Here is a 12,205-nt window from a genome sequence, read left to right on the forward strand (position 1 = left end):
CAGAATCCTCCCCTTATTACTATAATTAAAAAAAGCAATGGCCGATATTAACGGTATTTAAACAAAATATTCTATATTTGCAGTCACTTTATTCATGGGGTTGACTGGTTTCGACAGCAAGACCAATGGGTAAGTAAGCATGCAGAGAACCGTAGCGCGATCTCTATAATCCCTTGCTACAAAATTTTAACTGGCAACGAAGAGTTCGCTCTTGCAGCTTAATATCGAAGTATAGTAGATCAAGCGTTTTCCCGAAGATTTCAGTAGGGAAGCAAGATATTCCACAAATGCTCTGTTCTGCGGCGTTTGATTCTGGGATATAGGAATGCGGAAATAAGGTTTTAGAAACTTCGGCTAAAGCACGAAAATTTAGAAGATAAGCTGGAAGTTGGGTGTCTGCCCTCTGCCTCCAGTCGAAAACCAATGGTAGAATAAGCATGTAGAAAGCTTATGTATTGCTTGTTTGGACGAGGGTTCGAATCCCTCCAACTCCACTTTTTAAACTAGAGAGAATTTGTATATAATTACACTTTCTCTTTTTTGTTTTTCCCAAAGCCACTCAAAAACGTCTTACCTTATCTTTCTATTATAAAAGTCAATATCACAAAGCAAAAAAAATCCCCGAATTGCTTCGAGGATAAAAACTAATAACCATGAAAACTCAAATAAATGAGAATCATGGCAAAGGTACTCATAAATAATGAATAACAGCAAATAATGAAGCCGCAAATTGCAGTTATTCAAAATATCAATTGCTTTTTATTTATATATTTAGTCCAACTAAAAAACTATAAACCATGAAATACAGGATTATCAGCAGCTTTTCTATTGAAGAGATATAAAAAGAAATAAACAGTTTATTATTGCAGGGCTGGAAATTTCAGGGAGGTATATGAATATACGAAAAAGGCTTCATTCAGGCTGTAGTAAAAGATAAGTAAAATAAAAGGGGCTGGTTCAAAAAAGAGCTAGCCCCGTTTATGATTTCTTATACAAGAAGATGCTATAAGGACAATTTACTAGGTGGCAATCCAAATTGCTTTTTAAATGCAAATGAAAAATGGGAAAGATCTTCAAATCCGAGATCCAGATAGATATCCGAAATCTTTTTCCCTTTTTCCAGAAGATAACGGGCTTCCTGTAACCTTCTTTGAAGCAGCCATTTTCCGGGTGCTGTTCCGAATATCTTTTCAAAATCTCTTTTAAAAGCAGCCAGGCTTCTTCCGGTAAGGTAGGCGAAGCGGTCAAGTTTTACATTAAAATGGTAATTCTTCAGCATAAACTCTTCAAGATTGATCTTGTAAGGTTCGGAAATATCATAGAGAATATTCTTTAATGACGGATCATATCCAAATAATAGCAGCAATGCTTCTTTCTGTTTTAAGAAAGCCAGTTCCGGAGATTTATTTTCTAAAAGATCCTGATAGTGCAACAGAGATTCCATAAAATATTTCAGATGCGGAACATGTGACAGCTCTATAAAAACAGGAGTTTTAACTTTTTCCGGAACTGCAAAACGTTCCTCTGTGCTCATCTGCTTCAGCATTCCGTCATCAAACCTGATGGATAAAGATTTAAACCCTGCTCCCTCACCTGGTTTTTTCAAAAACTTTAATAACTGATTTTTCCTGACAAGATATACATCTCCGCTCCGAAATACCTTCCTATTCTCCCCGTCATTAAGTTCCATCTCTCCTGAAATTACCATAGACAAGGCATTGTAAGAAACAAACTGCTCGCCTTCACGAAAAACAGTAAAGTAGCAGGAATAATTGATATAATTTAAGTCTTCAGACATTTTTATACGATTCATATTGAACGAAACCTTTCGGTCTGACTGTTAAATATACTGCTTTTAATTATTTTTATATTAATATTGATTTAGGCTCCAGATATTCTTCTAAACCATATGCTCCAAATTCTCTTCCAATTCCCGACTGTTTAAATCCACCGAACGGAGCCAGAGGATCATGCTTAAAGCCGTTGATACAAACCCTTCCGGCTTCAATTTGTGACGCGACATTCAAAGCACGTTTCTCATCCGCAGAAGAGATATAAGCAGCCAATCCATAAGTGGTATCATTGGCTATTGCAACAGCTTCTTCTTCATTTTCATAAGGGATAATGGATAGTACAGGACCAAAGATTTCCTCCTGTGCAATCCGCATATCGTTGTGAACATTGGTAAAAATAGTAGCCTTTACAAAGTTTCCGTTTTCAAGACCTTCGGGTTTTCCAATACCTCCTGCTAATATCTCTGCTCCTTCTTCTATTCCAAGCTTAATATAAGATTGTACCCGTTCGTATTGCTTTTCAGAAACCATGGGTCCTACATTGGTCTCTTCATTAGCAGGATTTCCAACAACAACCTGCATTGCAGCTTCTTTTGCAATGGTGTTTACTTCTTTGATTTTTGAACGGGGAACCAGTAAACGCGTAGGCGCAATACAAGCCTGGCCACTGTTCATATAAGCTCCAAAAACAGCCTGAGGGATGACCTGTTTCAAATCTGAATCATCAAGAATAATATTAGGTGATTTCCCTCCAAGTTCCAACGTAACTCTCTTCATTGAATCCACGGCTCCTTTAGCGATCATTTTACCTGTCTGGGTAGAACCCGTAAAGGATATCTTAGCCACATCATTACTATTAACAATCTCATTCCCCACAATACTGCCCAATCCGTTCACCACATTAAAGATACCTTTTGGAAGGCCTGCATTATGAAAACACTCCATAATAACCTGTGTCTGCAATGCACTCATCTCGCTGGGCTTTACCACTACCGTACATCCTGCTGCAACGGCAGTCGCAAACTTATTGCAGATAAAGCTGTTGCTGGAATTCCAGGGAGTAATAATTCCTACAACGCCAACCGGTGTCATCTGTACCTGAGTATTTCCGGCCTTCCTGGTAAACTCGAAATCACGTAAGGTCTCTATCATATGATCAAAACCTCCTACCATATTCTGAAAGCTCATGGTACAAAACTGTCGTGTTCCTCCATATTCCAGGATCATGGTTTCAATAAGATCTTCTTCACGGCCCTGTACAGATTTCTTTAGATTTTCAAGAATGACAATACGTTCTTCTATAGTTGTTTTCGAAAATGTTTTAAAAGCTTCTTTTGCTGCGGCAATCGCGTTTTGTGTATCTATTTCATCCCCCAGTACTACTTCTCCAATTTTCTGATGGTTTGAAGGATTAATAAGGTCAAAGACTTCAGTACCGTTTAATCCGGTAAATTCACCATTGATGTAAGCTTTGTCTATACGTTTCATAGGTATGTATGTATTTATTTTAATTGTACAGGACAAAGTTCCGATAATAAGGATCTCATCATTTTGTTGTAAAGCTCAATTCAACTTTGTTAAAAAGCTCAGCTTAATCATTCATGTTTGTTTCAGAATGATGAGGTAGGGTGAAAAAATGGTTCTTTTAGCAATAGCTGGCTAAAAAAAATCAAATCGGTTTCAGATAAAATCAAATTCAATCACCATATAATATATACAAATATAAACTCCTGAAAACGAAAAGACTAAAGTTTTATTATCCAAAATCCGGAATCGTTGTCCACAAAAAAGACTAAAAAAATGTTTTATCGTAAAGAATTTTATATATTTGCACCATCTAACAATTAAAAAAATAATTTACTATGTCAGACATTGCATCAAGAGTAAAAGCTATCATCGCTGATAAGCTTGACGTTGAAGAAACAGAAGTAACTCCTGAAGCTAGCTTCACTAACGATCTAGGAGCTGATTCATTGGATACAGTTGAACTTATCATGGAGTTTGAAAAAGAATTCAACATTCAAATCCCTGATGATCAGGCTGAAAAAATTACTACTGTAGGACACGCTATCGCTTATATCGAGGAAGTAGTAAATAAATAATATTCTTCAACAAAAAAGAAAATTTAAAAAGTTTATGGAATTAAAAAGAGTAGTTGTAACCGGTTTTGGCGCAATAACACCGATTGGAAAAAATGCAAAAGAATACTGGGAAAATCTTGTGAAAGGTGAGAGCGGTGCAGCTCCGATTACTCTTTTTGATGCCACAAACTTTAAGACCAAGTTCGCTTGCGAAGTAAAAGGGTTCGATCCATTGCAGCATTTCGATAAGAAAGAAGCTAAGAAAATGGACCGTAATACTCAATTGGGTATGGTAGCTGCTAAAGAAGCAGTGGCACATTCCCGAATTATTGAAGACAATGTGGATAAAAACAGAGTCGGTGTCATCTGGGGTTCAGGAATCGGAGGTTTAGAAACTTTCGAAACTGAAGTTTTAGGTTGGGCCAACACTGAAATACCAAGATTCAACCCGTTCTTTATTCCTAAGATGATCGCGGATATTACGCCGGGACACATCTCAATTGAATACGGATTCCACGGGCCGAATTATACAACGGTATCTGCATGTGCGTCTTCTGCAAACGCTTTAATTGATTCCAAAATGCTTATCCAGCTTGGAAAAGCAGACGTTATTGTGTGCGGAGGCTCTGAAGCAGCCGTTACAGCAAGTGGTGTTGGTGGATTCAATGCAATGATGGCACTTTCTACAAGAAATGATGATCCTAAAACAGCATCAAGACCATTTGACAAAGACAGAGATGGATTTGTACTGGGTGAAGGTGCAGGATGTATCATCCTTGAAGAATATGAGCACGCGGTAAAACGTGGTGCCACAATTTATGCAGAATTAAAAGGAGGCGGTATGAGTGCAGACGCACATCACATGACGGCCCCACATCCTGAAGGCTTAGGCGCTTACCTGGTTATGAAAAACTGTATGGAAGATGCAGGCTTAACTGCTGATGAAGTAGACCACATCAACATGCATGGTACCTCTACTCCATTAGGAGATATTGCAGAATCCAACGCAATTTCAAGACTATTGGGTGAACACGCTTACGATATTCAGATTAATTCTACAAAATCAATGACTGGTCACCTTCTGGGTGCTGCTGGTGTCATTGAAGCTATCGCTGCGTTGGGAACTATTATTCATGGTATTGTTCCTCCTACCATCAACCATTTTACTGATGATGAAAATATTGACAGCAGACTTAACTTTACGTTTAACAAAGCTGTGAAAAAAGATGTAAAAGTAGCCATGAGCAATACTTTTGGATTTGGCGGGCACAACGCTTGCGTTCTATTTAAGAAAATCTAAATTTACTGAATGGAGTTACAGAAATACTTTTCTAAATTCCTTCTCAAAAAAAGAAAAAGAAAATTAACGGAGAGAGACTACTTCCTTAGTACTGAACTGAACAAAATGTTGGGTACCGAGGTTCAGAATGTCGCGCTCTACCGTGAAGCTTTTTCTTTGAAAAGTTCTTCTAAAAATCAAGACAGCAATTATGAAAGGCTTGAATTTTTGGGAGATTCTGTTTTGGGTACCATTATTTCCTGCCATCTGTTCCAGACTTATCCTCAGGCCAATGAGGGCTATCTGACACAGATGAAATCAAAAATCGTAAACAGGAAAAACCTTAATAAATTAGGAGAAGATCTTAAGCTTACCGACCTTCTGCAGAAGCAGGGTTCTGCAGCTTTAGGTGAAAATATCTCCGGAAATTTATTTGAGGCACTTATTGGTGCCGTTTATCTGGATTTTCAGTATGACGCCTGTAAAAGAATTATTCTTGAAAAGCTTCTGACCCCTACGGAAATCAACAAGCTTGAGAACAAAATTGTAAGCTACAAAGGCCTTCTGCTTGAATGGAGCCAGAAGAAAAAAGTAAATATAAAGTACGAAACCTGCGAGGAAATCCAGGCGAATAAGGCGGTCGTCTTCAGGTGCCATGTATGGCTGGGAGATGAAAGAATAGCTAACGCGGCAGAGACTTCCAAGAAAAAAGCAGAGGAAAAGGCAGCACAGAGGGCATTTTATATTTTAAACAAAAAAGAAAACATACTTGGAAATTCAAAAACTTTATGATCTGGATGATATAGAATTTGAAGATATTGCCATAGGATTGGTAAGATTAGCAAAAGATATACCCGCTCATGAGTTTTTCTACAAAATAAATCAGAACAACGGCCTCAATTTTTCCAGAAAGAAGGATCTTGTCTTTCACGGGGACTATTATGACTATTTTTTTCCAAGATTTGAAGCCTACCACAAGTCTACCAGGACTTGTTTTACATTTATTTCAAACCGGTCTTCGGAAAGTAAGCAAAAAAAACTACAGACCGAGCTCTTCACAGGAGAAGAAAACATTAAATTTTTATTAAATAATCAGGCAGATGTAGAATATATTCTGCATAGTTCGGAACAATTTCCTGATTTTTCCGTAATTTTGCTCCCTGAAAATCTTGTGTTTCCGATACAAGATTACACACTAAGTTCTGACGAAGAACTTTATCAAATTATCCAGTATTATGAATAAGTATTTAAAGAAGACAAAAATTATCGCAACACTAGGACCTGCTTCTTCATCGAAGGAGGTCATGTTAGGACTCATGAAAGCGGGTGTTGATATTTTCAGAATAAATTTCTCACATGCGGATTACGACCTGGTTCGAAGCAATATTGACATCATCAGAGAACTCAATAGAGAATACGGCTATTCAGTAGGAATCCTAGGCGACCTTCAGGGACCAAAGCTGAGAGTAGGCGTTGTAAAGGAAGGTTCTTATCTTAACCCGGGAGATATCCTGACATTCACCAATGAAAAAATAGAAGGTGACTCTACCAAGGTTTATATGACCTATCAGCAGTTTCCTCAGGATGTAAAAGTGGGGGAAAGAATCCTTATTGATGATGGTAAACTGGTACTGGAAGTAACGGAAACCAATGAAAAGGATACGGTAAAGGCTAAAACAATTCAAGGGGGTCCTCTGAGCTCTAAAAAAGGAGTAAACCTTCCTAATACCAATGTATCTCTTCCTGCGCTTACGGAAAAAGATATTCAGGATGCTAACTTCATGCTTGACATGGAGGTTGACTGGATTGCTCTTTCATTTGTACGCCATGCACAGGATATCATTGATCTGAAAAAGCTGATTGATGCCCACCCGAACGGTAAATTCAAAACACCAATTATTGCGAAAATTGAAAAGCCTGAAGGGGTTAAAAATATTGATGAAATCTTATTGGAATGTGATGGCTTAATGGTTGCCCGTGGTGACTTAGGTGTTGAAGTTCCGATGGAAGAAGTTCCTGCGATCCAGAAAAACCTGGTAGAAAAGGCAAGATTCTATTCAAAACCGGTGATTATTGCAACCCAGATGATGGAAACTATGATCAACAGCCTTACGCCGACAAGAGCGGAAGTAAATGACGTAGCCAACTCTGTATTGGACGGTGCTGATGCGGTAATGCTTTCCGGAGAAACTTCTGTAGGAAGATACCCGGTGCAGGTAGTGGAAAACATGGCAAAAATTGTAAAGAATATTGAAATGACCCATTTTTATCAGCATAAAAATGAGCCAATCGAGAAAGATTACAACTGCATCGATGAAAGATTCATCACCAACAGGGTATGTCTTGCTGCGGTAAGAATTGCTAAAACAACCAACGTTTCTGCTATTGTTACGCTTACACATTCCGGATATACAGCATTCCAGCTTGCTGCCCACAGACCGAATTCCCATATCATTGTATACAGCGGTAACAAAAGAGTAATCACCATGTTAAACCTTCTTTGGGGAGTACATGCTTACTATTATGACATGAAAAAATCTACGGATGAAACGATTATCCAGGTCAATATGTTAACGCATAATTACGGGTATATTGAAACCGGAGATTTCGTAATCAACATCAATGCTACTCCATCTTACGAAGGCGGAAAAACCAATACATTACGATTGACAACTGTCTAAAATAAGTAATAGGCAATAGGCAAAGCTACTTTTTGTCAAAGCATACAAAAAAACTCCCGGGATATTTTCTTCCGGGAGTTTTTGTTTTATCTAAAGTCTTCTTCGTCAAAATTATAATTCAGTTCAGATGCTTTTATTGAATTCTTATAGATGTCCAGTAAAATTCGCCTGTCAAAAAAGCCAATGCCTTCTTTCATTGCAGGAGGTTCATAATCAAAACCACCAGGATAAAACTCTTCCCCGTCTTTCTGTATCAGTGAATACCCAAATCTTTTTCTGAGTACAAAATATCTTTCCGCATAAAAGCCTTCCTCTACCTCCTGAACATCTTCCATTTCAAAAGGAATAATCACTTTATTATTTTCATCTACCGCTCCTAACTTTTCATCTTTAATAAAAAAGTAATATCCATTATCATCATTCCCTCTTTGATAGCGGTCATATTCTGAAGGGATAACTTTTTTATTTCTTGTCATAACGCCCACTTTTTTATCTTTCCAGATCACGGCTACAGATGGATCAGAAAAAGAGCTTATGCTATGATTTTCAAACGGAATTATGACTTCACTCTTATAATTAAGGATTCCGGAAGCTCCGTCTTTTTTAAAAAGAATCCAATATTTTCCAATATTTTTTTTATCTTCTTCTTTATCCGGAACGATGAAATCAAAAGCAATATCGAAAAAGCCTTCATCATATATAAAAGGAATAATCACCTTATTTTTATGATTGATCAATCCTTTCTTCCCCTCCTTATTAATGGCCAGAAAATACCCTGTATCTCCCAGCGGAGCCAGTCTTTTGTATATCTGGGGAATAATTATTTTCAGATTGGAGTTTCTGATCCCAAAATTTTTATTCTGTCCGGCAACGATATATTTTTTACCGGGCATCCAGAATGACTCATCAAATACCCTGTTGGTTTCCGGGTCATAAACATTAACAATAGTTTTATTGTCTTTATAGGTGGATAAAAGAATAAACCGGTTTTGATACAAGTCTGCCCGATGGTATTTAAAAGGAGTTACAGGTTGACCTTTTTTATTGATTAAACCTACAGAACCTCCTTTCAAAGCTTCATAGAAATCCCCTGCTTTCAAAATTCTTTTATATTTTTCAGAGATAATTTCGCCTTTTTCATTGACTAAAAATGAGCCACTCTTTTGTTCTAAAGCGATTGTATTTCCATTAAAGCTGTAGCTTAACAAACTTGTTTCTGTGTGAGTGTCTTCTCCATAAGGCTGAAAATCTTTGTTTAACAGATACCATGTATACTTTTTGTCTTTCTCTACCAGTCCGAAATAAAATTTGTTAAACGCAATCATATCCTGATACCTGAAATTCGTGAGATGTTCTCCCTTCAGGTTTACCAGATCACTTTTCCCGTCTTTTTTTCTTTCTTTTATAAAATATTCAGATAATTTATAGGTATTGGAATCTATGGAAAGAAAGGAATCGGTTCCAGATTCATATAGAACTTTCATATCTTTTTTCCTGATGAGCTGATCAGCTTGATAGCCCTTCCCAATCCAATACTCATCAGAAATGCTTTCTACGTCCCTGAAATAGTCGCTTACCCGCATTCCTTCTTTATCTATAAAATAATACATGGGTGTGGTATCTTCTTCTGTACATAGATTTTCCGCACTACAATTACGGTCTATGGGAACATTTATTTTTACCTTCGAATATCCGTATTGATCAAAAGCAGAAGCAGAAGTATATTCGGGCGGAATGATTTCTTTACCGGTCTGATCTATAAATCCCCATTGCCAGCTATAATTTCCATCCTTTAAAACTCTGGCTCTTCTTTCATCCGATTTTCTAGAAACCTTCTGAAACATGCCTATAAGTTTATATTTTTCCTGAAGGCTTTTAATATCCGTAGAATCTGTCATCACCCCATAACGGTCTATTGGAATAAGTTTTTGTGATGAGAGCAAACCAAAGCCAAGGCAGAGAAAAAAAGGATAGACCGTTTTCTTCATGTTAATTTCCAACGATGGTTTTCGCCGTCACAAATTCTTTTAAAGCCAGTAAAGAAAGTTCTGTTCCATATCCTGAGGCTTTGCTTCCACCGAATGGAAAACGCGGATCAGAACTGGTCATTCTGTTGATATTTACCGTTCCTGATTCAAGATTTTCAATGAAATATAACTGACGCTCTTTGTTGGCCGTCCATACAGAATTGGAAAGTCCGAAAGGAATATCGTTCGCCATTTGTAAAGCTTCTTCGTCATTTTTTGCCGTCATAATCATTCCCAGAGGTCCGAAAAGTTCCTCTTTTAAAATAGGATTTCCCTCCTTAACCCTTATTAAACCAGGTTTAAATTCGTTTTCTGAGATTCTTTCCAGAGGAATAATGATTTCTGCACCATTTTCCAAAGCTCTGTTGAACTGAGCTTCCAGTTCATCCGCGAGGTCAGGCCTTGCCATTCCGGCTAATTTGGTTTCCTTATTTAGAGGATCTCCAATTTCATATTTTTTATATTCTTCAATGAATTTCGGTAAAAACTCATCTTCAATTTTTTCAGCAATGATAAATCTTTTTGCTGCTGTACAGGTCTGTCCGCAGTTTTGAAGTCTTGATTTCACTCCGAACTTTGCTGCTTCATCCAGATTTGCATCTTCAAAAATGATGAAAGCGTCACTCCCACCTAACTCAAGCAAAGATTTTTTAATATTTAAACCAGCGATAGAAGCTACTTCTCCCCCAGCCTTTCCGCTGCCCGTTAAGCTCACTCCTTTTACAGCATCATGTTCAAGGATTTCCTTGACAGCCTTATGTCCTACTTCAAGATTCTGGAAAACTCCTTCAGGGAAACCTGCCTCTAAAAGAACTTCTTCAATTGCGTTTCCGCTTCCGAAACAAATTGAAGCATGCTTAAGAACCACGGTATTTCCGGCTAAAATAGCAGGAACAGCAAACCTCAGCACCTGCCAGAAAGGAAAATTCCAGGGCATCACGCCTAAAATTACGCCTTTCGGAGCATAATGAACTTCAGAATAAGCAAATTCAGACACCACTTTTTCAGGTTTTAAAATATTTTCTGCCTCTGCATAATAATTCATCATTAGGGCACATTTTTCCACCTCAGCAATTGATTCTGAAATGGGCTTATTCATTTCCGTAGTAATGATCCTTCCAAATTTTTCCGAATTATTTTTTAAAATTTCTGCCGCCTTTGCAATCAGCTTCTGTCTTTCTTCAAACGGCACTTTTCTCCATGATGAAAATGTCTTATCTGCTTTAATAAGTTTATTTTCAATTAACTGTTCCATAATTTAATTTCTGTTTTAAATTCAAATCAATGAATTTATTTAATGCTTCTTCTTTAAAAGCATCATGAAAGCAACAAATTTTGTTCCTTAAGTTTATATAAAATAATGATTTTCTCTATTGAGACAATATATGTTCTTACACCATAAACCATTCATTCAAAAGACAGGCTGCCAGCCTTGCTGTTCTGTCCTGAATATCAAAAGAAGGATTTACTTCTGCTGCATCCAGTGACACTACTTTTTTATTTTTTAAGATATGCCTGTAAAAATGCATGAAAGTAGCATCCGCAAAGATCCCGTTGTAGGCAGAAGCTGATACGCCGGGCGCAATGGAAGCATTGAATACATCCATACAAATAGTAAGATAGGCATAATCTACGTTGTCCAGCAATTCGTCAATACGCTGATAAATGGATGGAAGGTTTTCAAAAAAGAGTTCATCGGCAAGAATGTACTTCATCCCGTACTGATGAGCGGTATCAAAAAGTTTTAATGTGTTTGAATTTCTCTGGATTCCTATGTGCAGGGAATTGATTGGTCCTTCCTGTGCAATCTGCCAGAATCCTGTTCCGGAGCTTGGCCCTACTTTTTTTTCCGGCTGTCTATTATCAAAATGAGCATCAATATTAATGATCCCTATTTTCTGTTCCGGAAAAGCAGTTTTCACTCCTAAATAATGGGCATAAGTTACTTCATGGCCTCCGCCCAGCACTAATGATTTTCCTCCTTTTAAAAGGACTTTTGATACATTTTTAGCAAGACTGTTCTGAGCCGTTTCCAAGTCTCCGTTTTCACAAGTGATATTTCCGAAATCCAGCAAAGAAAAGTCAGGGAAAATAACCGGAAAATTGGACATATTTTTCCTGATCACATCAGGTGCATCCTTTGCTCCGAGGCGTCCTTTATTTCTTCGTACTCCTTCATCTACGGCAAAACCGTGCATAACGAAATCATTCGTTGAAATAGTATCGTAATTGTGTTCATCTTTTACTCTCTGAAACAGCCTGTGGAAAAGAAGCTCTTCTCCATCCAGTCTACCCTGCCAAATATCTTGAAACATAATCCTTTAAAATTCAATTTTAGTCACAT

General features: G+C 37.5%; 10 protein-coding genes and 1 other RNA gene. 6 read left to right on the plus strand and 5 right to left on the minus strand.

The features are described from left to right. Positions 1 to 96: 96 nt before the first annotated feature. Positions 97 to 497: a transfer-messenger RNA gene (gene ssrA, locus FW768_RS12435) on the plus strand. A 506-nt stretch (positions 498 to 1,003) separates the two neighbouring features. On the opposite strand, the gene FW768_RS12440 is transcribed toward ssrA, so the two are convergent. Then, entirely contained in the window at positions 1,004 to 1,798 is a 795-nt protein-coding gene (locus FW768_RS12440; RefSeq protein WP_153395862.1) for a helix-turn-helix domain-containing protein, read from the minus strand. 67 nt (positions 1,799 to 1,865) lie between these two features. Continuing rightward, positions 1,866 to 3,281, minus strand: coding sequence for an aldehyde dehydrogenase family protein (locus FW768_RS12445; protein ID WP_153395864.1), 1,416 nt, complete (start codon positions 3,279 to 3,281; stop codon positions 1,866 to 1,868). Between the two features lie 374 nt (positions 3,282 to 3,655). On the opposite strand from FW768_RS12445, the gene FW768_RS12450 reads away from it, so the two are divergent. From FW768_RS12450 to pyk, 5 genes are read left to right on the plus strand one after another with little or no spacing between them, the layout of a single operon-like run. Next, positions 3,656 to 3,895, plus strand: coding sequence for an acyl carrier protein (locus FW768_RS12450; protein ID WP_002976354.1), 240 nt, complete (start codon positions 3,656 to 3,658; stop codon positions 3,893 to 3,895). A gap of 34 nt (positions 3,896 to 3,929) precedes the next feature. Next, complete coding sequence (fabF, locus tag FW768_RS12455) at positions 3,930 to 5,174, plus strand: beta-ketoacyl-ACP synthase II (protein WP_153395866.1); 1,245 nt, start codon at positions 3,930 to 3,932, stop codon at positions 5,172 to 5,174. A gap of 9 nt (positions 5,175 to 5,183) precedes the next feature. Further along, complete coding sequence (gene rnc / locus FW768_RS12460; protein ID WP_153395868.1) at positions 5,184 to 5,945, plus strand: ribonuclease III; 762 nt, start codon at positions 5,184 to 5,186, stop codon at positions 5,943 to 5,945. Beyond that, entirely contained in the window at positions 5,923 to 6,396 is a 474-nt protein-coding gene (locus tag FW768_RS12465) for an IPExxxVDY family protein (protein ID WP_153395870.1), read from the plus strand. Before rnc ends, FW768_RS12465 begins: the two co-directional genes overlap by 23 nt. Next, positions 6,389 to 7,834 (plus strand): pyruvate kinase, encoded by a 1,446-nt coding sequence (gene pyk / locus FW768_RS12470; protein ID WP_153395872.1) that lies wholly within the window; start codon positions 6,389 to 6,391, stop codon positions 7,832 to 7,834. The genes FW768_RS12465 and pyk overlap by 8 nt, the downstream gene beginning before the upstream one ends. 86 nt (positions 7,835 to 7,920) lie before the next feature. Here the strand turns inward: pyk and FW768_RS12475 are convergent, their stop codons facing one another. From FW768_RS12475 to hutG, 3 genes are all read right to left on the minus strand, one after another. Then, entirely contained in the window at positions 7,921 to 9,822 is a 1,902-nt protein-coding gene (locus FW768_RS12475) for a WG repeat-containing protein (RefSeq protein WP_153395874.1), read from the minus strand. 1 nt (position 9,823) lies between these two features. Then, on the minus strand, positions 9,824 to 11,116 hold the full coding sequence (locus FW768_RS12480; RefSeq protein ID WP_153395876.1) for an aldehyde dehydrogenase family protein: 1,293 nt from the start codon (positions 11,114 to 11,116) through the stop codon (positions 9,824 to 9,826). A 136-nt stretch (positions 11,117 to 11,252) separates the two neighbouring features. After that, complete coding sequence (gene hutG, locus FW768_RS12485; RefSeq protein WP_153395878.1) at positions 11,253 to 12,176, minus strand: formimidoylglutamase; 924 nt, start codon at positions 12,174 to 12,176, stop codon at positions 11,253 to 11,255. Positions 12,177 to 12,205: the final 29 nt, after the last annotated feature.

Origin of the sequence: Chryseobacterium vaccae (assembly GCF_009602705.1) — a bacterium.
Taxonomy (GTDB): Bacteria; Bacteroidota; Bacteroidia; order Flavobacteriales; family Weeksellaceae; genus Chryseobacterium; species Chryseobacterium vaccae.